The sequence below is a fragment of the Gilliamella sp. B3023 genome (assembly GCF_026536845.1).
In the GTDB taxonomy this organism is placed as follows: Bacteria; Pseudomonadota; Gammaproteobacteria; order Enterobacterales; family Orbaceae; genus Gilliamella; species Gilliamella apicola_E.
Map to the genome: position 1 here is coordinate 1 of NZ_JAFNNH010000021.1, position 23955 is coordinate 23955.

General features: G+C 37.1%; 24 protein-coding genes. 9 read left to right on the plus strand and 15 right to left on the minus strand.

Annotated elements, in window-relative coordinates:
• Window positions 1-475 precede the first annotated feature (475 nt).
• The 3 genes from pgm to J3U16_RS10645 are packed head-to-tail and all read right to left on the minus strand — an operon-like array spanning window position 476 to window position 2878.
• Window positions 476-2107: a phosphoglucomutase (alpha-D-glucose-1,6-bisphosphate-dependent) gene (gene pgm, locus J3U16_RS10635; protein WP_267343025.1), complete on the minus strand. Its 1632-nt coding sequence runs from the start codon at window positions 2105-2107 to the stop codon at window positions 476-478.
• A 57-nt stretch (window positions 2108-2164) separates the two neighbouring features.
• A complete protein-coding gene (locus tag J3U16_RS10640) occupies window positions 2165-2677 on the minus strand; it encodes a hypothetical protein (RefSeq protein ID WP_267343026.1) in 513 nt (170 codons plus the stop codon).
• Between the two features lie 21 nt (window positions 2678-2698).
• A complete protein-coding gene (locus tag J3U16_RS10645; RefSeq protein ID WP_267343027.1) occupies window positions 2699-2878 on the minus strand; it encodes a hypothetical protein in 180 nt (59 codons plus the stop codon).
• A 163-nt stretch (window positions 2879-3041) separates the two neighbouring features.
• On the opposite strand from J3U16_RS10645, the gene J3U16_RS10650 reads away from it, so the two are divergent.
• Both J3U16_RS10650 and gloA read left to right on the plus strand, forming a co-directional pair.
• Window positions 3042-3536 (plus strand): glycine zipper 2TM domain-containing protein, encoded by a 495-nt coding sequence (locus J3U16_RS10650; RefSeq protein ID WP_065733935.1) that lies wholly within the window; start codon window positions 3042-3044, stop codon window positions 3534-3536.
• A 214-nt stretch (window positions 3537-3750) separates the two neighbouring features.
• Complete coding sequence (gene gloA, locus J3U16_RS10655) at window positions 3751-4158, plus strand: lactoylglutathione lyase (RefSeq protein WP_255561379.1); 408 nt, start codon at window positions 3751-3753, stop codon at window positions 4156-4158.
• 44 nt (window positions 4159-4202) lie between these two features.
• Here the strand turns inward: gloA and gmk are convergent, their stop codons facing one another.
• The gene (gmk, locus tag J3U16_RS10660; protein WP_267330707.1) at window positions 4203-4832 is read right to left on the minus strand and encodes a guanylate kinase; all 630 of its coding nucleotides are present in this window, start codon (window positions 4830-4832) and stop codon (window positions 4203-4205) included.
• Window positions 4833-5002: 170 nt separating this feature from the next.
• Here gmk and J3U16_RS10665 point away from each other — a divergent pair, with 170 nt between their 5' ends.
• Window positions 5003-5698, plus strand: coding sequence for an AzlC family ABC transporter permease (locus J3U16_RS10665; RefSeq protein ID WP_267330708.1), 696 nt, complete (start codon window positions 5003-5005; stop codon window positions 5696-5698).
• Complete coding sequence (locus tag J3U16_RS10670; protein WP_065562663.1) at window positions 5695-6018, plus strand: AzlD domain-containing protein; 324 nt, start codon at window positions 5695-5697, stop codon at window positions 6016-6018. Before J3U16_RS10665 ends, J3U16_RS10670 begins: the two co-directional genes overlap by 4 nt.
• Window positions 6019-6059: 41 nt before the next feature.
• Here J3U16_RS10670 and J3U16_RS10675 read toward each other — a convergent pair whose 3' ends face one another.
• From J3U16_RS10675 to J3U16_RS10710, 8 genes are all read right to left on the minus strand, one after another.
• Window positions 6060-6953, minus strand: a complete 894-nt coding sequence (locus tag J3U16_RS10675; RefSeq protein WP_065562662.1) for a heme biosynthesis HemY N-terminal domain-containing protein — start codon at window positions 6951-6953, stop codon at window positions 6060-6062.
• 10 nt (window positions 6954-6963) lie between these two features.
• Entirely contained in the window at window positions 6964-8319 is a 1356-nt protein-coding gene (locus J3U16_RS10680; RefSeq protein WP_267330709.1) for a uroporphyrinogen-III C-methyltransferase, read from the minus strand.
• Between the two features lie 8 nt (window positions 8320-8327).
• Window positions 8328-9068 (minus strand): uroporphyrinogen-III synthase, encoded by a 741-nt coding sequence (locus J3U16_RS10685; protein ID WP_267330710.1) that lies wholly within the window; start codon window positions 9066-9068, stop codon window positions 8328-8330.
• Window positions 9068-9997 (minus strand): hydroxymethylbilane synthase, encoded by a 930-nt coding sequence (gene hemC / locus J3U16_RS10690; RefSeq protein ID WP_065562659.1) that lies wholly within the window; start codon window positions 9995-9997, stop codon window positions 9068-9070. Before hemC ends, J3U16_RS10685 begins: the two co-directional genes overlap by 1 nt.
• Window positions 9998-10109: 112 nt before the next feature.
• The gene (purB, locus tag J3U16_RS10695; RefSeq protein ID WP_267330711.1) at window positions 10110-11477 is read right to left on the minus strand and encodes an adenylosuccinate lyase; all 1368 of its coding nucleotides are present in this window, start codon (window positions 11475-11477) and stop codon (window positions 10110-10112) included.
• 28 nt (window positions 11478-11505) lie between these two features.
• Window positions 11506-12156, minus strand: coding sequence for a high frequency lysogenization protein HflD (gene hflD, locus J3U16_RS10700; RefSeq protein ID WP_267330712.1), 651 nt, complete (start codon window positions 12154-12156; stop codon window positions 11506-11508).
• Between the two features lies 1 nt (window position 12157).
• Window positions 12158-13276: a tRNA 2-thiouridine(34) synthase MnmA gene (mnmA, locus tag J3U16_RS10705; RefSeq protein ID WP_267330713.1), complete on the minus strand. Its 1119-nt coding sequence runs from the start codon at window positions 13274-13276 to the stop codon at window positions 12158-12160.
• A gap of 218 nt (window positions 13277-13494) precedes the next feature.
• Window positions 13495-14181 (minus strand): LexA family transcriptional regulator, encoded by a 687-nt coding sequence (locus J3U16_RS10710; RefSeq protein ID WP_065733945.1) that lies wholly within the window; start codon window positions 14179-14181, stop codon window positions 13495-13497.
• Between the two features lie 155 nt (window positions 14182-14336).
• Between J3U16_RS10710 and J3U16_RS10715 the strand changes: the two genes are divergently transcribed.
• On the plus strand, window positions 14337-14564 hold the full coding sequence (locus tag J3U16_RS10715; RefSeq protein WP_065562654.1) for a helix-turn-helix domain-containing protein: 228 nt from the start codon (window positions 14337-14339) through the stop codon (window positions 14562-14564).
• A 64-nt stretch (window positions 14565-14628) separates the two neighbouring features.
• On the opposite strand, the gene tpiA is transcribed toward J3U16_RS10715, so the two are convergent.
• Complete coding sequence (tpiA, locus tag J3U16_RS10720; protein ID WP_065733946.1) at window positions 14629-15393, minus strand: triose-phosphate isomerase; 765 nt, start codon at window positions 15391-15393, stop codon at window positions 14629-14631.
• A 100-nt stretch (window positions 15394-15493) separates the two neighbouring features.
• On the opposite strand from tpiA, the gene zapB reads away from it, so the two are divergent.
• The 4 genes from zapB to J3U16_RS10740 all read left to right on the plus strand — a co-directional run bounded on the left by zapB (window position 15494) and on the right by J3U16_RS10740 (window position 18948).
• Window positions 15494-15739 (plus strand): cell division protein ZapB, encoded by a 246-nt coding sequence (gene zapB, locus J3U16_RS10725; protein ID WP_065562652.1) that lies wholly within the window; start codon window positions 15494-15496, stop codon window positions 15737-15739.
• 75 nt (window positions 15740-15814) lie between these two features.
• On the plus strand, window positions 15815-17116 hold the full coding sequence (locus tag J3U16_RS10730) for a DUF2868 domain-containing protein (protein WP_267343029.1): 1302 nt from the start codon (window positions 15815-15817) through the stop codon (window positions 17114-17116).
• A gap of 1 nt (window position 17117) precedes the next feature.
• The gene (locus J3U16_RS10735; protein ID WP_065733948.1) at window positions 17118-18476 is read left to right on the plus strand and encodes a DUF3482 domain-containing protein; all 1359 of its coding nucleotides are present in this window, start codon (window positions 17118-17120) and stop codon (window positions 18474-18476) included.
• The gene (locus J3U16_RS10740; RefSeq protein WP_267330715.1) at window positions 18424-18948 is read left to right on the plus strand and encodes a C40 family peptidase; all 525 of its coding nucleotides are present in this window, start codon (window positions 18424-18426) and stop codon (window positions 18946-18948) included. Before J3U16_RS10735 ends, J3U16_RS10740 begins: the two co-directional genes overlap by 53 nt.
• 122 nt (window positions 18949-19070) lie before the next feature.
• Here the strand turns inward: J3U16_RS10740 and nifJ are convergent, their stop codons facing one another.
• Window positions 19071-22607, minus strand: coding sequence for a pyruvate:ferredoxin (flavodoxin) oxidoreductase (gene nifJ, locus J3U16_RS10745; protein ID WP_267343031.1), 3537 nt, complete (start codon window positions 22605-22607; stop codon window positions 19071-19073).
• A 310-nt stretch (window positions 22608-22917) separates the two neighbouring features.
• Entirely contained in the window at window positions 22918-23955 is a 1038-nt protein-coding gene (gene purM / locus J3U16_RS10750) for a phosphoribosylformylglycinamidine cyclo-ligase (RefSeq protein ID WP_267343032.1), read from the minus strand.

The window sequence follows — 23955 nt, forward strand, 5'->3', positions numbered from 1 at the left end:
CCTTAACGGTTCAGCATCTATTATTTTTACAATCATGGCAGGCAAATAAATATCCTGCTATGGTAGATAGTGCGTTTATTCAGGCGTTGAAGAATTATTTTAGTGAATTGCATTAATAGCAGCGCACACTGTGCCTGATGGCGCTATCGGATAGGATTTATCAAATCCGCTGATAGAAAAAAGGCTATAAATAAGGTCAGCATTTTTTACGTAGAGCTTGATGTTAAAGGTAAATAATCCACCTCAACTAGGGTATTTTTTTAAGTTTTTTATCGAAAAAAAGTTGAGGAACGGGGTTTTTGGGGTTTTAAATTCTGCTTTGCAATGTTATCTCAAATAAATAATTCCGCTTTAAACTATGGCGTTTTTTACTAGATGTTTTTCCACCAAAAAAATTGAGGAGCGGGGTTTTTGGGGCTAATAAATAATTATATTTAGCCTTATTACCCCGTTTATCCGTTAACTTATCTGCTTTTTATTTTATTGCTTTTGCCACTATTTGTTGTGCTTCTTGCTGTAAGGTGGCAAGGTGTTCGTTGCTGATAAAGCTTTCGGCATAGATTTTATATGCGTCTTCCGTTCCCGATGGGCGAGCTGCAAACCAGCCGTTTTCGGTTATCACTTTCAATCCACCGATTGGCGCATTATTTGCTGGCGCGATGGTGAGGCATTGGGTTATTTCTTCACCGGCTAGTTTGTCTGTGGTTAATTGGCTTGCATCAAGTTTGGCCAGTTTTTGTTTTTCAGCAAATGTAGCCGAAGCTTGAATGCGTCCATAGTATGAGATACCAAATTTATCTTCAAGCTCTTGATATTGTTCTTGTGGGTTTTTGCCAATTTTGGCCGTCATTTCTGCAGCAAGTAGACATAAGATGATGCCATCTTTATCAGTTGTCCAGACTTTGCCGTTGGTTCTTAAAAATGATCCGCCAGCGCTTTCTTCACCAGCAAATCCGAGTTTGCCGTGATAGAGTCCATCAGCATACCATTTGAAACCAACCGGATATTCAAGGTATTTTTTGTTTAAGCTGTTAGCTACGCGGTCGATCATTGAGCTAGTTACGAGTGTTTTACCGATTGCGATATCTTTGTGCCATTGTGGGCGGTTTTGGAATAGGTAGTTTACACAGGTTGATAAGTAGGCATTTGGGTTCATTAGTCCTTTTGGGGTGACGATACCGTGGCGGTCAGCATCGGTGTCGTTGCCAAAGGCTAGATCGAATTTGTCTTTTAGATTTAGTAATCCTGCCATTGCCCAACGGCTTGAGCAATCCATGCGGATAATTTCATCATGGTCAAGATGCATAAAGCTAAATGTTGGGTCGATTTTGTTGTTGACGATTTCAAGGTTTAGGCCATATTTTTCAGCAATGCGTGGCCAATAGGTAATACAGGCGCCACCCAGCGGGTCAACCCCAATTTTGAGTGATGATGATTTGATAAGCGATAGATCGACGATGTTTTGTAGGTCATTAACATAATCGGTTTCATATTCTTTAGTATGCAGGTAGTCAGATTTTATCGCTTTTTCGATCGTGACGCGTTTGACACCATTTAGGTTGGCTTTGAGTAGTTCGTTAGCGCGATTTTCGATCTGTTTGGTGATGTCAGTATCAGCAGGCCCGCCGTTAGTTGGGTTGTATTTGATTCCGCCATCTTCAGGTGGGTTGTGTGATGGCGTGATAACGATGCCGTCAGCTAATTGTGATTGTTTATTGTAAGTTAAGATGGCGTGCGATATTACCGGCGTTGGTGTGTAACCCCAGTTTTGAGCGATGACTACGGTTTGTTCGTTAGCAATAAAGACTTCTAATACGGATTTTAGCGCAAGTTCGGATAAGGCGTGGGAATCTTGGCCAATAAAGCAAGGACCAGTGATGTTGTTAGCTTTGCGGTATTCCGCCACCGCTTGTGCAATGGCTAGAATATGAGCTTCGTTAAAGGTGCCTTTGTTTGAGCTACCACGGTGACCCGATGTACCAAAGATGACCAGTTGGCTGATATTGTCTGTATCTGGTTTGATTTGGTAGTAATTGTTTTTTAATGTTTCGACATTTATTAGGTCTGTCGGTTGCGCTAACAATCCCGCACGACTTGGCTTATCCATTTTTTACTCCTCTTTCACAATTCGTTTTATTCACTTTTGTGTTCATTGAGTGAATTTTTATTTACTTGATGGTGAGAATGCATGAGTCACTTGGTTTATCATGCTTTCTGATATTCCCATGTCGCTCATAATCGATTCTATAATGAGTATTTTACGAGCAGTATTGGTGTTGCTAATTACCCAATATGGGGTTCCAATGATTTCTCGTGGTTTGGTGTTTTTACCTGAGGTTTCGAGTGCTGTTGGGTCTTTTGCTAGGTATTGACGCTTTCTACCATGGAGTGAGGTCGCTGCAATGGAGAATAGTGCTGAGTTGTAGTTGTATAGCGCGTTTAATACCGTTAAAAATCGACTGATGGTGGATCTTTCTTTTGTAAATCTTTCACTTTTAATCAGGTTTTCAATAACTGAATAATTGTTTTCAGTGAGTTCTGATGGGGCAATTTCGATTGCTGACAATTGGTTGAACTTTAATAATCGTCTTAAAATACTTGAGGCATCTTCACCTATATGTTGAGTTTGGCCTGCGATAAATTGATAAAGTTCTTCGTCGATTTCGATAGTTTTCATGCTGTTATTTTGCCTATAAAATTATTCTACTGGACAACCATCAGCTGCGATGGCGTCAAGATTTAAATTCGGTTTGTCATTCATACAATCAAGCTTAGATTGATGAGTGACGGTTTCATTTTTCGTCGTTGCTTTTTGATTTTCATCATGACAGGCAGTTATCATAACTGATAATATTAAAGGAAAAAATAACCGTTTCATGTACTTATTGTATGGTAGATTAACTATTGAGCTGAGTATAACCTAAGTTGATTATAAATTGTATTATCAAATGATAAAATTGTGAAAATGATGTTGTCGTTTTTGCAAAAGAATATTATGCTATTAGAGGTATAAAATTTTATACTCAATATATGAGGAATAAATTATGAAAAAAATCGTCACATTAACTATACTAGCAGCAATTTTATCTGGGTGCAGTAATAGTGATATTTATTCTGGCGATGTTTATACAACCGATCAAGCTAAGCAAGTTCAACAAGTAAGTTATGGTACAGTTGTTGCTGTAAGAGCTGTGAAGATTCAAGCTAACTCTGATGGCAAAAATGGTGGCAATGTTGCGGGTCCTTTAGGCGGCGCAGTCATCGGGGGAGTATTAGGTAATACAATTGGTAATGGTACTGGGCGAATTTTAGCTGCAGCTACCGGTGCTGTAGGTGGTGCAATTTTAGGTGATGCTATCGAAAACAAAGCAAGCCAAGCTGCAGCGGTTGAATTAGAAATCAAACAAGATAAAGGTTCAACGATTGTTATTGTTCAAAAAGGTGATGCTAAGCAGTTTTACCCTGGTCAAAAAGTGAAACTGATCTCTAACGGTAAACGTATTAGTGCAGCACCAAAATATAATTCAAGATATTAAAGGTTCCTTTTCAAATCTTACTGATTTGTTCGCCTTCACTTATTGTATGATTCGTGAAGGCATTTTTTTTTCTTCTCTTTCTTCCATTTTTTCCTTTTTACCTATTTTTAAATTCTCTTAATTGATTATTTTGTCAGCATAAAAATTTGCTTGGTTTGGTGCAAATAGATAAACTCAAGTTAGATGTTTAATTGTAATAAGGAACAGTACTGCAATGCGTATTTTACATACTATGATCCGCGTCGGCGATCTAAAACGTTCAATTGATTTTTATACTCGTATAATGGGAATGAAGTTGCTTAGGACAAGTGAGAATCCTGAATATCAATACTCTCTTGCTTTTGTTGGTTATAGTGATGAGTCTGAAAGTTCGGTGATTGAGTTGACCTATAATTGGGGGACGGATAAATATGATCATGGTACGGCGTTTGGTCATATTGCTATCGGGGTTGATGATGTGGCTAAGATGTGCGAAGACGTTCGTCAAGCGGGTGGTCGTGTGACTCGTGAGGCGGGGCCGGTTAAAGGTGGTAAGACGATTATTGCTTTTGTTGAAGATCCCGATGGTTATAAACTTGAGTTAATTCAAAATAGCCAAGCGTCTGAAGCGTTAGGTAATTAATACGTTATATCGCCGATTTTTCGGCGATATTTTTTTCAAATCTATTAATATTTTGGTGCAAGCAGGTCATCAATAAGTTGTTGGTGTGTGATGGTTTGTTTTGCTTGCTCAAGACTCGCTGTTGTCATAATGGCATTAAGTGCTGTTAATGATTCATCAAAATCATCATTTATTATGATGTAGTCATATTCGTTATAATGCGATATTTCAGATTGAGCTTTGTGCATTCTTTTGCTGATGATATTCGCGTCGTCTTGGCCTCGTTTAATCAGTCGATTTTCAAGCTCTTTTAGTGATGGCGGTAAAATGAAGATGCTTTTTGATTCAGGCATTTGCTGTCTTACTTGCTGTGCACCTTGCCAATCGATATCAAGAAAGACATTTATTCCTTGCTGTAATGATTGTTCGATTTCAGCTTTGGATGTGCCATAGTAGTGGTCAAAGACGTGAGCATATTCAACAAAGGCATTTTGTTTTATAAGTGATTCAAATTCTTGATTGTCTACAAAATAGTAGTGTTCACCTTGTTTTTCACCCGGTCTTGGGTTTCTGGTTGTATGAGAGATTGAAACTTTAGCCGGATGGTGATTAGTTTGTGCTAAATAGGCGCGAATCAGGCTTGATTTGCCTGCACCACTTGGTGCTGAAATGATAAATAAAGTGCCTGTATACATAAATAATTTTACCGTAATATAATAAATAGTTTTAATAGAGCGTTGTTATACTCTATTATAGCAAAGTTTGATTATAAAATGCGGCTTATTGTTTTTAGTCTAATTAATTGTCTGCAATCTAATCTTTATTATTATAATTATTCAAGATATCAGTTTGTAAGGAATGAAAGATGTCATTAACGTTTGAAGATGGTGTGCGCGCCTGTATTCCCACCTTATTGGGGTATATTGGAATTGGTATCGCTGCGGGTGTAGTGGGTAAAGCCTCTAATTTGTCAGTGTTAGAAATCACCTTGATGGCTGCTATCATTTATGCGGGTGCATCGCAATTTATCATCACGGGTTTAATGATTGTAGCAACTCCGATTTCGGCTGTGATATTTACTGTTTTTTTGGTTAATTCACGCCATTTTTTGATGAGTATGGCTACTGCACCTGCTTTTCGGCGTTTTTCGCTTTTAAATAATATTGGGATTGGTAGCTTATTAACCGATGAGAGTTTTGCGGTTGCGATGAATGCTATTGCCAATAAAACGCCGATTAATCCACCTTGGATGCATGGGCTGAATGTTACTGCTTATTTGGCGTGGATATTATCCTGTTTAGTTGGTGCATTGATTGGCGAGTGGTTGCCGAATCCTGCTCAGTTTGGTTTAGATTATGCATTAGTTGCGATGTTTATTGGTTTATTATATTTACAGTTAACTGGTGATAAAACAAAAACCATTAGAAATCTGATTATTGCAATGTTAACTGTAACGGTGGTGCTGGTCTTTTTATTGCGATTTGTATCGTCAGAAATGGCAATATTATTTAGTACTTTTGCTGGCTGCTTTATGGGTATTATTGTGGAGCGTAAGGCATGAGTTTGTATAGTTTGTTGATTATTTTGGGGAGTGGTGTGGTGACTTGGTTACCGCGAGTTATTCCATTTTTATTAGTTAGAAAATTGCAATTGCCTGAAATCGTGATTCGTTTTCTATCTTATGTGCCTATCTGTATTTTAACTGCGCTATTTGTGCAAAATTTGTTTATTGTTAAGCAAGGTGAGTTTCCTTCTTTTAATTTGGAATATTGTTTAGCCGCTGTGCCAACTATTATCGTGGCGATATTGACACGAAACCTGATGTGGGTGGTGATTACGGGTATGAGTTGTATGGCTTTGATTCGGTATTTTATTCTCTAGCGATAAATAAAAAAACAGGGCGATTGCCCTGTTTTTTTATGTCAACATTGTTCTTTTTGCTCTAATCGCATGATGTTTCTTTTTAGTCTTTCAGCTTCGGCAGTTTGACCTAATTGAGTTAGGTAGTTGGCCATTGCTTTTTGATTGGCAAGATTGTTAATGATAGATTTTGGTTGTTTTTTCCACCATTTTATTAAAGCTAAAGGATCAATATCCGTAGATAACTGTTTTATACGACCAATATAAGCCGCTTGTTTGAACTGATCGAGTTGCGAATCAGGGTAAGCTTTGGTTTTGTATAAGATCGGTAACAGTTCTATCACCGCTTGATAATCTTGTGATTCATAATATAGCTGGTCTGCTAATTTTAGGAGCTCAATGTTACGCGGTTTTTCGTTTAGCAGTTTTTCGATTGTGATTTTGGCTGAGCTATATTCGTGATTTTTGATTTGTAACCGAATTTGTACAAGCTGAAAAGCAAATAATTCATTTGGTTGGCAACTTTTAGCTGCTTGCTCTAAAGATTGATTAGCGGCAATAAGTTGGTCATCATCAATTTGTGCTTGAGCAGCGAGTAAGTAAGATAGTGTCGAACTTTTTGCTCCTTTGGCACTTTTCATAAATAGTTTTGCTGCTTGTCGGTAATCACCTTCTAATAAATAAAATTGCGCTTGTTCAATACGTTTAATTGATTTTTTTGGCGATCGTAATCTAAACCAATTACCCAATTTGGTATTGAAGATTTTAGAGAATAATTTATAGATTAGGTATAGGCAGAGCAAGCCAATTATTTGCAATATCATAAATGAGTTAAATGACATGCTGATACGATATTTGGCAACTTCGAATACCGCAGAACCTTGGTGGCCTTCAAACAATGGCCCAAGGAAAAATCCACCAACTAATACTAGGAATATAATGAGTATTTTGAACATTATTATTCTCCTATTTACCTAATATCGATTTAACGCGGGTTTGCATTAATTTTTCAAGTTCAGTAATGCTGTCGAGTTTATCAGGTATGTTTTGGTTACTGATTGGTTGGTTTTGTAAGTTTTCAAGCTCATCTATGAATGCTTTTACGCTTGGGGCATTACCATCAAAATACGCATTGACCCAAATTGCGGTATCATTTAGCGCTTGTTGATAAATGAGTTCTTGATGTCTTGGTACTGCTTGAGCAGCAATTAATAGACGGAAACGGATATTTTCACGCAAGTAAAGTGATTGTTCTGCACTAAGTGGTGTTTTTAGGATCTGGCATTTAACAATTTGCTTTTCGTCACTTCCAGCTTTGTCTAGACACTCAGAAAAATGGTTATCTTTTACATCTAATTTTTCAATTTTGATGAATTTATCCATAAATGTTGAAGCATTAGCAAGTAAATTATCTGACCAATCATCTGTTGAATGGGTGACATTATCTGCTGAAGTATTGGCGTTGTTAGCAAGAGTATCGTCATATTGATTCATGCCCAGATCGATATCTTTATAGTTTCCAACTAATGGTAATTCTGTTATTGATTCAGTTAAACCAAGTAATTTTAGGATTATGCCATCAGCGTCAACAAAAGTGACTTGAGATAGTGAGTTAATATCTTTGGTGATGGCTTGTCGAGCAGGGAGTAAGCTTGGATCATTTGTTTTCGCTAAACTTTCATCTGCACTTTTGAGTAATAAACGGGCACTGGTGTAGTCTTGATCGCTCCAGATTTTTCTACCGGCTAAATGCACTAGGTAGTTTGCTTGCGAGATGAGCCAAACGTTGTTATCCAGAGTCGATACAGCTGCTAAACGTTCGTTTAGGCTATTTAGGTTTTGCTCGTTTAATTTATTGGTATCATTAACTTGTTCAGTAAGTTGCTGTTGAGCTTTTTGGTTGTCGCTTAATTGACGGTCAACGCGTTGTGTTAATAATGAAAACTGTTGGTTTTGTTTATTGATGGCATCATCAATATTACTTTGAAGATCTTTAATTATACTTGCTTTGGTATTTTGTTTTAAATTGGCAATTTCAGTTTGTAGCGTTGAGATTTCATGTGTTTGGTTTTGGAGCTGTCTATAACCTTGAAAATAGATCAATCCACCTAAGCAAACTGTTAATCCGATGGCGAGTATTGAGAGTTTTGATACTGGCGCTTTTAGTGTTTTGACTGATGGCTCAGGTTGAGGACTAGAAGGTTTTGGCTCTTTTTTATTTATATTCATCATATTATTCGCTTCTGTCTTTTTTATTTGGCTAAATGAAGTGGTGCTGATGTTTGATAGTGTTGCATTGGCACCATAATATCTAGATGGCATAAATTACCTCATTTAGATTTTTGAGAAATATTTTCCGCATTATGACATAGAGTTATCATTGTTTTAAATAAAAATTCATTATTTGCGCTAACAATTTGTAAAACGTTATGCCAATTTAGTTGCTTGGCTTTTTCGAATATCCGTGGGCTAGTTACCACCAATTGTGCTTCATATTTATGTTTATTTTGGCAATATGTGTCGAGTTGGAGTAGGTGATCGACACTTGTTACGAGTAGGATTTGTTGAGCAATATCATCAGTTAGTATGTTGGCTGGATATTGAATTGGTAGACGAAAATAACATTGTATTGAGGTCACGTTTGCTTTTTGTTGCAACTCTTGAGACAGCAATTGCCGTCCATTGTTTCCACATAAAATTAAAATGGAACGGCCTTGCAAGTCAGTCAATAGTGGTAATAATCCCTCACTATGTTCCTCACTTGGATAATCAACGTGAACGTCAGCTTGTTGACTAAACAATTGAGCTGACTTTTTGCCAATGGCAAAATAGCGTAGATGTTTAGGAAAGCTTAGATTAGGTTGATGTTCTTTTATCATATAGCTGACTTGTGGCGATACCACAATTACGATATCTGATGGCGCAAGTTGGTTGAGCTGTTGTTGAAGGTTATTTAGTCCATGACCTGCTAAGATTTTGAATAATGGGAGATGAGTTGCCGGAATATTTGCTTGATTTAATTGCTGGGTTAGCTTATCCCCTTCGGGGGAAGGGCGAGTAATATAAATCATCAATCAATTATTTCCGCTAAAATTTTATCAGCTCCTTTGGCTAACAATTCTGATGCCAGTTGTTGACCTAAGGTTTCAGGCTCGGTTGCTGATTTGGTTAGCGTCGCTTTAATGATTTTGCTCCCATCAATACTACCAACTAACCCGGTTAAAGTTAATAAATCATTCGTTAATTGACTATAGCAGGCGATTGGCACTTGGCAACCACCTTGTAAGGCTTGATTCATTGCTCTTTCTGCTTGGATACAAATTCGGCTGTTTTTATCGTCTAGAGGTGCAAGTAATTTAAGAATCGTGTCATCATTTGATCGGGTTTCAATGCCAACCGCACCTTGCCCAACCGCCGGTAAGATTAAATCTGTTGTTATATATTGTTTGATTCGTTCTTGTAATCCTAATCGCTTTAAACCGACAGCGGCGAGGATGATTGCATCGTATTGTTGATCGTCTAATTTCGCTAGACGAGAGCCTACATTTCCACGTAAATCTTTTATAATGAGATGTGGATATTTTGCTCGCAATTGACATTGGCGTCTTAGACTTGAGGTGCCTACAATGGCGCCTTGCGGTAAATCGTCCAAGCTTTGATATTGGTTTGATATGAGTGCATCACGTACGTCATCGCGTTGGCAGATGGTTGATAGGGTTAGTCCCTCCGGGAATTGGGCGGGAATATCTTTTATTGAGTGAACAGCAATATCAGCTTCGTTGTTTAATATGGCTTGCTCTAGTTGCTTTACAAATAATCCTTTTCCACCAATTTTTGACAGTGGACTATCTAAAAGCACATCACCTTTGGTTACCATAGGAAGCAGTTCCACAGTCAGATCGCTATGGATAGCTGTCAGTTGTTCTTTTACATAGTTAGCCTGCCAAAGTGCTAAGGGGCTTTTACGTGTGGCGATGCGAATTTTCAATGGTGTTTCCATTCCTTTCAAATCTTTGTTTATCTTTTCTTTAACTCTTGAGTCGATTTGCCTAAAGTCTTGAGTGCTTTAGGCATGAAGACATTTTTATTTTTTTACGGTTTAAATGTGACGCTTAAAGTTCATCGACAAAACGAATTGCATAACCAATATAATTTGCCGGTGTTAATTGTTTTAATCGTGCTTTTTCATGTTCAGGTAAAGCTAACGAGTCAATGAATTGTTGCATTCCTTGTGCATCAACACGTTTACCGCGAGTGAGTTCTTTTAATTTTTCGTATGGTTTTTCGATACCATAACGGCGCATTACGGTTTGAATTGGTTCGGCTAGCACTTCCCAATTACGGTTAAGCTCTTCAAGTAGATATTCTTGATTGACTTCAAGCTTATTTAAGCCTTTTAGGGTCGATTGATAAGCGATGATCGCATAACCAATACCTACACCAAGGTTACGTAATACTGTTGAGTCAGTTAAATCTCGTTGCCAACGAGAAATAGGTAGTTTGCTACCCAAGTGACTCATAATAGCGTTAGCTATACCTAAGTTACCTTCAGAGTTTTCAAAATCAATTGGGTTCACTTTGTGTGGCATGGTTGAAGAGCCGATCTCACCAGCGATGGTTTTTTGTTTGAAATGATTTAGTGCAATATAACCCCAAACATCACGATCAAAGTCGATCATGATGGTATTGAAACGCGCTACACAATCAAAATATTCGGCAATATAATCATGTGGTTCAATTTGCGTGGTATATGGATTCCATTGTAATCCCAATGATGTGACAAATTCTTCACTAAATTTGTGCCAATTGATTTGTGGGTAAGCCACCATGTGTGCATTATAGTTACCTGTCGCACCATTGATTTTACCTAGAATTTCAATTGACTGTAGTTGTTTAAGTTGTCTTTTTAAACGGTAGGCTACATTAGCAAACTCTTTACCAATGGTAGATGGTGTAGCGGGTTGTCCGTGCGTTCTTGATAGCAATGGCAGATCACGATAAGCTTTAGCTTGAGCGGTGATAATATCAATCAATTTATTCCAATAAGGAACGATTACTGTATCTCGCGCTGTTTTTAGCATTAATGCGTAAGATAGATTGTTAATATCTTCTGAGGTACAGGCAAAGTGGATAAATTCGTTAATAGCTTGTAGCTCTTCGTTACTGTTTACTTTCTCTTTTAGGAAATATTCAACCGCTTTAACATCATGGTTTGTGGTTTTTTCGATGGTTTTAATGCGTAATGCATCTTGTTCATCAAAGTTTTCTACAATTTGGTTAAGGTGTTTAGTGGCAAGCTCACTTAAAGCTGGGACCTCCAGAATATCTGCTTGGCTAGCTAATTTTTGTAGCCAACGTACTTCAACTTGAACGCGATATTTTAATAAACCATATTCACTAAAAATTGTGCGTAATTCTGTTGTTTTGTCACCATAACGACCATCAATTGGTGATAGGGCGGTTAGAGCAGATAATTCCATCGGTTTTACTCCGTTGCTATTTTTTAATTTAATAACTTTGTTGATTAATTTCTTTTAATAACTCTTGCGCTGCATTAGCTATTCGTTTGCGACTTAATAGGAATTGGAAGCGACTTCCTCCAACTTGATACCATAAAATGGCCGAGCGAACACAACTCAATAGTGAAGATCTGACTTTGGCTTGAACTAATGAATTTTGTAGATATTCAGCTTTACCTACCACTTTGATTTTTGTTGCTAACGGGCTGATGATATCAGAATAGATTCCAGCTAATGAATAAGAGAGATCGTCAATATGATTGTCGATTGTTTCATTATTCATTTCAGGATATAGGCCTGATATTCGTTGTAAACGTTGATCTATTTTATCTAACGCTTCATTATTTTTTAATAGTTTGCTGGTAATACTTAAGGTGCCAAAAAGGTAACGAATCAGTTCAACATGCTGTTTTTGGTTAGAGGAGAATAGGGTAATCAGTGTTTCTAACCCTGTTTTGATATTGTTTATACCATCATAAACATCATCAGTGGTTTTTGGTGATGTGTTGAATATGCTTTTTATCGATACTTGATAAATTGTCGTATTACAAACCCCAGTATTAGCAAGCTGGGGGATAAGTGTTGCGCTTTGTGTCGCGCCGGCAAGAGCTATTGCAATATGATGGTATTTATTGTTCACTTTAATGCTCCTTACTGCTTATAATTCGTTCCTCGATAATTCCACCGCCAAGGCAAACTTCATTTTGATAAAACACTGCTGATTGTCCTGGTGTGACAGCTGCAACAGGTTTGTCAAACATGACTTCAATTTTATCTTCACCTAGTGGTGTAACACAACAAGAGATATCTTGTTGACGATAGCGCGTTTTAACTGTGCAATGAAATGGTTGGGTAACAATTTTACGATCAACCCAGTGCAGTTGTTGGGCAATTAAACCATTTGAAAATAGTGCTGGATGGTCATGACCTTGAGCAACAATTAATTCGTTATTTTTAATATCTTTATCAACTACGTACCATGGAGTGTCGTCGGCTTGTTTTAGACCACCAATGCCAAGCCCTTTGCGTTGACCTAATGTGTGGTACATTAATCCTTGGTGTTGACCAATAACTTCACCATTTACGGTTCGAATAACGCCTGATTGTGCAGGTAAATAACGCGCTAAGAAGTCACTAAATTTTCGTTCTCCGATAAAACAGATCCCTGTTGAGTCTTTTTTGGCTGCGGTTGCTAAGCCAAGTTGCTCTGCTATCTTTCTTACTTGTGGTTTTTCAAGTTCGCCAACAGGAAATAAACTTTGACGAATTTGGTCTTCACTAAGCGTATATAAAAAATAACTCTGATCTTTGTTGTTGTCGATTCCACGGAGTAATTCAACCTTGTCACCATTTTCGCGTTTACGGACATAATGACCTGTCGCAATATAATCGGCATTTAAATCTTCTGCTGCATATTCAAGAAATGCTTTAAATTTGATCTCTTTGTTACATAAAATATCTGGATTCGGCGTTCGGCCTGCTTTGTATTCAGATAAAAAATGTTCAAAGACATTGTCCCAATATTCTGCAGCAAAGTTGATGGTATGGAGTTTGATATTTAATTTGTCACAGACTGCTTGTGCATCAGCGAGGTCGATAGCTGCAGAGCAATATTCTTCTGTGTCATCTTCTTCCCAATTTTTCATAAATAGACCAACAACATCATAGCCTTGTTGTTGTAATAAATAAGCAGAAACGGAAGAATCTACGCCGCCAGACATGCCGACAACGACTTTTTTTCGAGTGTTTACATTTGGCATAATAACTAAATTAATGGGCAAAAATTTTGTGGTGATTTTAGCATAATTAAGGCTAAATGTATAAGGTTATGCTGTATGGAATGTGATTAGATTGCTTAATTTTGTTAATGACATTTTTATTACAAAGTTGTTCGCAGAAAAAAATGCAATATCGAGTGATAAAAAACTCCATTGATTTGCATCAATGGAGTAAAAATAAAAAAAGCACAATGGCAATATTAATTGAGATTTTTCAATAAATAGATTACATGACCAATTATTTTAAAATCTTTTTGCTCATTTTTAGCTTTCGTAATAGTCGGGTATTTTGGGTTGTCTGAAATCAATAACAGATTTGAACCTTGATTTTGAATTCGTTTAATAGTAATTTGATCATCATATTGTACAGTATAAAGGAAACCATCAACTGGTTTATTATTTGCTGTATTAATAATGACTATATCATGATTGGATATAGTTGGTTCCATACAATCACCTTTAGCCCAAACCGCAGCAAGATCATCTGCTTCACAACCTTGATGTTTAGTTAAGGTGAGATCAAATGGGATCGTATCTAAAATTGTGAATGCGTTAATAGTTTCGTTCTTATTAAGAAACGGAACATTCACTGTACCTCGGCTTAGCGTTTCAGGTAGTAAGCGACATTCACCTTTACCTGTTGCTAACCATTCAATTGATACATCGCATTTATCTGCGATAGTAGCTAATCGACTGAGTGATGGATAGGTTTTTCCACTTAAGTAATCACGGATTACCGCTTCGGACATACCAACACTTCTGGCAAATGCATTGCCTGAACGACCTTCTAATAGGAGCGTTAATCGGTTTTTAAAAGTTTCAACACAAGTATCGTTAAAAGTTCGTGTTTTTTCTTTGGTTTTAGGTTTTTTTTCTTTCGTTTCCATTATATTTTATTCCATTTGTGGCTGTTTTTTTGTTTTTATTGTTTTAATTCGTTTTTTTATGTGCTATTCTTTGCCGGTAACTTTTTATCGATCTAGAATCGTAACACCGATAATCTTTACAATAGCAAAAAATTTAACCAATAGAGGATCTCATAATGAGAGAACAAGATCAAGACTGGACACCATCAAGAGTTGTAGGTGAAATTAAAATTCGAGGCGGAAATTTAAGGGCGCTTTCACGATCAAGTGGTTTACAGGCTGATACTTTACGTAATGCTTTATATCGTCATTGTCCTAAATATGAACGTATTATCTCTGAATATTTGCAAGTGCCTGTTGAGAAAATTTGGCCATCTAGGTATGAAAATAAGGTTAAAAAATAAGTTACAAAATTTAATTTAGTTAAAAAGAAGACGCCTTTTATAGGCGTCTTTTTTATTTTAATGCTTATTTTTTAGCTTGTTCTGCTGCTCTAACAATCGCTGCAAAAGCATCTGCTTTTAATGAAGCTCCACCAACTAATGCACCATCAATATCTGGTTGAGTGAATAGTTCTGCTGCATTTTTGTCATTTACAGAACCACCGTATTGAATGATAACTTGTTTAGCGACAGCGGCATCTTGTTTTGCAATGTGGTCACGAATAAATTTATGTACTGCTTGCGCTTGAGCTGGAGTTGCAGATTTTCCAGTCCCAATTGCCCAAACTGGTTCATAAGCAATTACAGCACCATTAAATGCTTGAACACCTAATGCATTAATTACTGCATCAATTTGACGAGCACATACTGCTTGAGTTTGACCGGCTTCGTTTTCAGCTTCTGTTTCACCAATACATAGTACAGGAACAAGTCCAGCTTCTTTTAATACGCCGAATTTTTGAGCGATAAATTCATCTGATTCTTTATGATAAGTACGACGTTCAGAGTGACCAATGATCACGTGAGTCACACCGATTTCTTTTAACATAGTGGCTGAGACTTCACCAGTATAAGCACCTGAAAGATGAACACCAACATCTTGTGCGCCTAAAAGAATAGTTGAGCCACCTAATTGATGTTTAACGAAATCTAAGTACACAGTCGGTGGTGCAATTGCAATATCGCAGTTTGCTTCAGTTGATAGCTCAGCTCTTAGTCCTGCAACTAAGTCTTTAGCCATTTCGATACTTCCATTGAGTTTCCAGTTACCCATTACGAGTGGTTTTCGCATAATTTTCTCCAACTTAAGATTTAAAAAGGTGTTGATTTCAGAATGAATTCGTTATAATACTCCTTATTATACACCAAATAAATTGAGCTTGAGGAAAAATATGTCATTAGAAATATTGAATCAATTAGAAACTAAAATTCAAAACACTGTAAACACTATTAATACCTTGAAAGAAGAGATTTCGAGATTAAAGCAAGGCAATCATGAACTTGAACAATTAATTAATGATAGTTCAGATGAGATGAAAGCATTACGTGATGAAAATGAGAAGTTAAAACAAGATCAACAAGTTTGGCAACAACGTATTCAAACCCTTTTAAGCAAAATTGGTGAAATAACCCAGTAAATGATTCAATTTTTTTAACGCGACTTAGGTCGCGTTTCTTTTATGACGACTAATTAATGTGAAGATGATATTTAAATGCGCGAACAGCTAAAATCTTTGTGGCTTACTCAAACCATCCATTTAATAGAATCCGAATCAGGTCGATTTGCTGATCAAGATATTAATCGACTAGTTAAAGCTATGCCAACCTCTTTGGTTAACCGTATCATTACCCGCGCAACGATACTGTCTAAACAAAATGGTTTATATTCTGCGCAAAAGGTTATTTTACGTTCTATTAAAATTTCTTTCTGTTTATTACTGTTAATTTCGATTTTTTTAGGTGGTTCATTAACATTTAGCGCTTTGAGTCAAAATCCAATCAATTTGTATTGGGCGCTATTGTGCTTATTAGGTGTTCATTTTATTACGCTCATTATTTGGATTGGTTCATTTTTTTTCTTTTCTCGCTTTGGTGGTAGTTTATTAATCCATTGTTGGTTATGGATAGCCCAAAAGCTTTATCAAAAAAAGACCGTGCAACAGCTTGTACCGGCTTTTATCACTTTATTTGGTTCTTCAATCCGTTGGTTGCTTGGTTTTGTTCTGAATCTTTTTTGGGTCGTTATTTTATGTAGTGCTTTATTCGTTTTATTGATGCTATTTTCAACTCAGCACTACAGTTTTGAGTGGAAAACTACTTTATTAAGTTCTGATACCATTATTAAGTTAACGCATTATTTAGGTTATGTTCCATCTTTGTTTGGTTTTCCGATTCCAAATGATGATGTGATTAAGCTTAGTGAACACGCTTTAAGTGAGGGTGACATTCGTTCTTCTTGGGCAATTTGGCTATTAGGTGTTTTTATCTGTTATGGATTAGCCGTTCGATTTCTATTAATGACGTTTTGTGGCATCGCTTGGTTTGTGAGTAGCCGAAAAATTAAATTAAATTTGGATGATCCTGACTTTCAAATCCTATCCCAACAATTACAGCCACTTTTAACCCAAATGGTGGATGAAGATAAGTTAGGCGAACCTAAATGGCAACTACCAATCTCACAGATTGAAGAAGGAAGTGGTGTCTATTTAGTGGCTGTGGATGTAGATGAGAGTTGGAATCCACCGCATGACGGGCATTTTTACGGATTTTTAAATACTCGTGAGCAGCGAAATGCAATATTAGATCTTTTGCAATTAAAACCCGCGTATAAAGTGTTAATTGCAATCGATACTGATCGAGCACCAGATCGCGGGGTATTAAATTTTGTTCAACAATTAATGAATAAATCACAGCAAAGTCGAATATGGTTTATTAATCAAGGTAAACAATTACATAATTGGCAATCGTTATCTTTACCGTTAGCTAATCCTAGTTGGTTAGATCAGGATAATTAATATGATAACTTCATTGAAATTAGCGATAGTTGGACATGCAAATTTTGGTAAAACTTCACTTTTGCGTGCATTAATAAGAGATAGTCATTTTGGTGATGTTTCTGATAAGCCAGGTACTACTAGACATGTAGAGTCAATCAAACTTCCACTAGCGGATAACACCGACATCACTTTTTATGATACACCTGGATTTGAAGACAGTTTGGCGCTTTATGACTATATCAATCAACTTGTATCGCCAAATAGTAAGCTTGATGGAGTCGATAAATTAACGATTTTTTTACAAAGTCCAGAAGCTGAAAACCTCTTCAATCAAGAAGCAAAAGTAATCCGACAGGTGTTAAATTGTGATGCTGCTATCTATGTGATCGACGTGCGAGAGCCCGTTCTACCTAAATATCACGATGAATTAGCTATCTTAGCCAATAGCGATAAACCGATTCTTGCAGTACTTAACTTCATTTCAGCTGAGGAACAGAATGAAAAGGAATGGAAAAGATTGCTTTCAAGAATGGGGATTCATGCTATCATTGGGTTCAACGCTGTTTTTCCACCCTTAGACGGTGAAGAAAAATTGTACAATAGCTTGGCGTTATTGGTTGAACCAGCAAAAAAAATATTGGATAATTGGCTAGTTAATATTGCTGAAACTCGTGAATCACGTAATCGTACAGCTAACCAAATCATTGCAGAAGCATTAGTTGATGTGACTGCTTTTTATGAAATGGCAAAATCTGATGATAAGCAAGCTGTCGCTGACATGCAAAATAAAGTCAGGAAACGTGAACAGAAAGCAATTAATGATTTATTGAAGCTCTATCAATTCGATTCAACTCAAGAGAGTGAAGAGAATTTGCCTTTAATCAAAGGCCGTTATAATGCAGACTTGTTTAATCTTGATGCATTAAAAACGATGGGGGTTCACTTGACCAAAGGTTTTGTGTCGGGCGCTACAATCGGTGCTAGCATTGATTTAGCAACTGGTGGATTATCATTTGGTTCAGCTGCGTTAATAGGTGCAGCCGTTGGTAGTTTAATGCAAACTGCTAAGCATTATGGATCGAGAATGCGCTATCAGCTTTCTGGATTTAGTAAACTAAGTGTTGATGATGTGATCATTTGTTTTCTTTCTTTACGATTAGTTCAGCTTAAAGAGAGTTTAAATTTTCGCAGCCACGCGAACCTTAGCCCAATTAAGTTGTCTAAACTTGATGAGAATAAGTGGCAAAAAGGCGTTTTACCTAAAAGTTTAAAGGTAGCAAGACGTTATTCGCAGTGGTCTACGTTGAATAAAGGAACAAGAAGAAATGACAAGAAAAGACAATCGATTATTAACGAAGTTGCGCAGCAGCTGCGGTAGCGTTAAAAAGCGATTATTAGTAAGCACACTAATTTTATCATTATTCGTATTATTTGGTTGTAGTAGCAGTCATAGCCAAGTATCAGTTAAATCTGATCCTGTGATGTTAGCCAAAATTGAACAGCACTACTCAAAATGGAAGAGAACACCTTACCGTTATGGTGGTACTACTTTAGCTGGTAGTGATTGTTCTGGTTTAGTTATGAACTTCTACAAAAATAGATTACAAAAGACCCTTCCAAGAAGTGCTGCTGAACAAGCTAAATTAGGTTATAAAGTTACCACGCCTAAAGCGGGTGATTTAGTCTTCTTCAAAACCGGACGTAGTCGTAGCGGATTACATGTTGGTATTTATTATGCAGATGGTAAATTCTTACATGCTTCAACTTCAAAAGGTGTTATCTATTCAAATCTGAATGAAGATTACTGGAAAAAACATTACTGGATGACACGTCGTGTGACTGGTCGTTAAAAAAGTTTAATAAATATAATAAAAAACTCTCTATATTTAGAGAGTTTTTTTTATTCCCAAAAATTAGATCTTCATTAAAGAGATTAAACGGATTAATTTAACCAATTAATCCGTTTTTAGATTTAGCTGTCAGCTGGCGTTTCTATATCGGAATAGGTTGCTAGCATCTGCAAGAATTTAAATTTGGAATTAACCATTTTTGCAGATTGTTCATGCAAGGTATTAGCAATCACTGGCTCAAGTGTTTCTAAACGACGGAATCGCTGTTCTTTGAGTAACACATCAGATAATGATTCACTGTTTGGTGCTTTTGAGTCTAGCACTAGACCCGGTTTTCCTTCTTGCATACGACGAGGATCATAACGGTATAATGGCCAAAAACCTGATTTTACTAAATCTTTCATTTGTTCATGAGATTTAGATAAATCATAACCATGTTCTTCACAAGGACTATAAGCAATAACGAGAGAAGGGCCGTTATAGGCTTCAGCTTCTTGTAATGCTTTTAGGGTTTGATTTAGTTGTGAGCCTAGGGCAACTTGAGCAACATAAACGTGACCATACATCATCACACTCACACCTAGATCTTTACGGGCTTTATTTTTACCTAAATCAGCAAATTTTGATACAGCACCCATTGGTGTAGCCTTCGATTGTTGACCACCAGTATTTGAGTAGCATTGAGTATCAAGAACTAAGATATTTACGTTTTCAGTGAGACTCATTACATGGTCTAATCCACCAAACCCAATATCATATGCCCAACCATCACCACCAATTGCCCATACTGATTTATCAATTAAGTAGTCAGCATCTTGTATTAACTCTTTAGCTTCCGATGAGGTTAAATGAGCTAATTGTTGACGAAGTAAATTGACTTGCGTACGTTTTTCATCAATTGAAAGATCTGGCGATTGTAAATTGATTACAATTTCTGGTGAAATTTCGCCTGCAACATGTTCCAACAAACGTAATGCTCGTTTTTTATGTTGGTTATAGGTAATTCGATAGCCAAGGGCGAATTCGGCATTATCTTCAAATAATGAATTTGCCCATGCTGGTCCTCGCCCATTGCGATCGGTGGTATATGGTGTTGACGGTAAGTTACCCCCATAAATTGATGAACAACCGGTGGCATTAGCAATAGCGAGATGATCACCATATAATTGCGTTAATAATTTGATGTAAGGTGTTTCACCACAACCCGCACATGCACCAGAATATTCAAATAATGGTGTTAATAGTTGCGATGTGCGTATATCTATACGTTCGAGGGTTTTTATTTCACGATCTGGTAGTGCAGTAAAGTACTCGTAATTAGTTCGCTGTGTTTCAAGATTATCAATGCGCGACTGCATATTGATAGCTTTGATATCAAAGTTATTGCGGTCACGTGAAGGACAAACTTCAACACACAAATTACATCCAGTACAATCTTCAGGCGCAACTTGTAATACGTAGCGTTGACCTTTCATATCTCGCGCTTTCACTTCTAGTGAGCTTAACGATTCTGGTGCATTAACTATTTCACTAACCACTTTGGCTCGAATAGCTGCATGAGGACAAGCTACTACACAATGGTTACATTGGGTACAAAGTTCGGGTTTCCAAATTGGAATTTCTTCCGCAATGTTGCGTTTTTCCCATTTGGTGGTGCCAACTGGCCATGTTCCATCGGGCGGGAACGCCGAAACGGGTAAAGTATCACCTAAGCCGGCTAACATTGTTGCAGTAACCATTTTAACAAAATCAGGCGCATTGCTTGGTACGACTGATGGGCGCAATGGGCTACTTTCATCAACACAACTTAATGGAATTTTTTCAAGTGATGCGATGGCTAAATCAAGTGCTTTCCAGTTATTTTCAACAATATCTTGCCCTTTACTGCTATAACTTTTGGCAATAACTTCTTTCAGTTGAGTGATACTGAAATCATTTTTAAATATTTCAGATAAATGGAAGAAAGCGGCTTGCATTACGGTGTTTATTCTTGCCCCTAAGTTACATTCTCGAGCAATTTTAGCCGCGTTGATAATATAAAAGTGCGCTCTTTTCTTAATTAATTGAACTTGAACTTCTTTGGGTAATCTATGCCAGACTTCATCCTTACTATAAGGTGTATTAAGCAAGAAGATACCATCGTCTTTTAATCTTTCAACAATTTGGTATTTGTCGATAAACTGATCTTGATGACAACCAATAAAATGAGCACTGGTGATTAAATACGGTGAGTCAATTGGTTCGAGGTTGACTCTAAGATGAGAGGTGGTTAAACCGCCTGCCTTTTTCGAGTCATAAACAAAATAACCTTGAACATAAAACGGTGAGTTATCACCAATAATTTTAATATTATTTTTTGTTGCAGATACGGTTCCATCACTTCCCAAACCATAAAATAATGCTTCAAGTGCCGATTTTTGTGGTATTGATTGTTCTGGTAATGGTAATGATAATCCAGTTATGTCATCGTAAATACCAACAGTAAATCGAGGTTTTGGCTTCTCAACAGCTAATTCATTAAAAATAGCTAATACCGAGCGAGGATCGAACTCTTTCGAAGATAGACCATAACGACCACCAATAATTTGTGGTAAATAACTACGTTCACCGCGAGAAAAACTTTCAGCAAATGCTGTCATTACATCTAAATAAAGTGGTTCTGCTTGAGCGCCTGGTTCTTTGGTGCGATCCATCACCGCGATTTTTTTCACGGTTTTAGGGATAATATCAAGTAGATGTTTTGCTGAAAAAGGGCGGAATAATCTGACGATGACTACGCCAACTTTTTCATCGTTTTTGATTAGATGATCAACCACTTCTTTGGTGGTACTGACCCCCGACCCCATAATAACAATAATACGTTGCGCATCTTCTGCGCCATAATATTCGAAAGGCTGGTATTTTCTACCTGTCTCTTTTTCAAATGCCTGCATCGCATCAACAACATGGTTGTAAGCATTTTCATAATAGGGATTAATGGCTTCACGACATTGGAAGTAGGTATCAGGATTAGCTGATGTTCCGCGTATTACCGGCTTATCTGGTGTTAATGCGCGAGCACGAAAAGCTTCAATAGCTTGATTAGGTAGTAAGTTACGAATTTGTTCATCACTGATTGGGTAAATTTTATTGACTTCATGTGAGGTTCTAAATCCATCAAAAAAGTGGACAAATGGTATACGACTATTGAGTGTTGCTATTTGTGAAATTAACGCTAAATCTTGAGCTTCTTGTACTGAGCTAGAACAAAGCATGGCGAAACCAGTTTGCCTGATTGACATGACATCTGAATGGTCACCAAAAATAGATAATGCATGAGTTGCAACGGTACGAGCAGCAACGTGTAAAACAAATGGTGTTAATTCTCCCGCTATTTTGTATAGCGAAGGAATCATTAATAGTAAACCTTGTGATGAGGTAAATGATGTTGCTAGTGCGCCAGTCATTAATGCGCCATGCACGGTCGAGATTGCGCCAGCTTCGGATTGCATCTCAACTACTTTTGGGGTATCACCAAATACGTTGGGCTTATTAAATTCTGCCCATGTGCTGGCTTGCTCAGCCATTGATGAACTCGGTGTAATTGGATAAATAGCAATGACTTCGTTTGCACGATATGCGACAGATGACACCGCACTATTAGCATCTGATATGATCATTAAAAAACCTTGTATTTTATCGTTTTATGACATTACTTAGTTATTATATTTTTTTGACTATTGTACCAGAAAGTAAGATAGCTTTTAGTTATTTTTGTGTTAAATTTTTCCGTTATGACTATCTGTTTTTAATCATGACCAAGCGAATTATCATTGGTAAATCGAATTGCAAAAGTTGATGATTAAGCTAACTTGACAAGTTATTTAAGTTGAAGATTTTTTGAAAGTTTACCAATGAGTAGTATCAATAGTATTGATTGGATAAAAAGTTTATATTATCCAAATGGTTGGATAATATAAACGAATAGTATTATTTAATAATTACACGCTCAGTTGATGATGATGTTTTTATTTCACCTAGTAGCCAGGCTTTTTCACCATGCTCATTAAGCAAATTGATGGCTTGGTTAGCTAACTGTTTTGGTAAAGCGATGATTAAACCAACGCCACAGTTGAAAGTACGATACATTTCATGGCGACTGACATTACCTGCTTGTTGTAACCAATTGAAGATTGACGGCCATTGCCAGCTTGATTCATCAATAATCGCTTGAGTGTTATCCGGTAAAACACGAGGAATGTTTTCCCAAAAGCCACCACCAGTAATATGGGCAATTGCATGAACTTCGATTTTGGAAATCAAATCGAGAACAGATTTGACATAAATTTTGGTTGGAGCAAGTAGATGATCAGCTAATGGTTTTCCATCTAATTGTTCAGTAGCTGGATTTACACCACTCACTTCAATTATTTTTCGAACTAAAGAGTAGCCATTAGAGTGGGCGCCACTTGATGCAAGAGCAATTAAGGCGTCGCCATCTTGTACTTTACTTCCATCAATCATTTCTTCTTTTTCAACTACGCCAACACAAAAGCCGGCTAAGTCATAATCATCACCGTGATACATACCCGGCATTTCGGCTGTTTCACCGCCAACTAAAGCACAACCAGATTGCTTACAACCTTCAGCGATACCTGTAACGACTGTTGCTGCAACATCAACATTAAGTTTGCCTGTTGCATAGTAATCTAAGAAGAATAACGGCTCCGCACCTTGAACAATCAAATCATTAACACACATTGCAACTAAATCAATACCAATTGATTCATGGCGGTTTAAATCCATTGCCAGACGTAATTTTGTGCCAACACCATCAGTACCTGATACTAAAATAGGTTGCTTATATTTTTGCGGAATTGCACATAATGCACCAAAACCACCTAGTCCACCCATAACCTCAGGACGTTTGGTCTCTTTTACAACAGATTTAATGCGATTTACCAGTTCATTGCCTGCATCGATATCGACACCGGCATCTTTATAGCTAAGAGATTTGTTATTTGACAC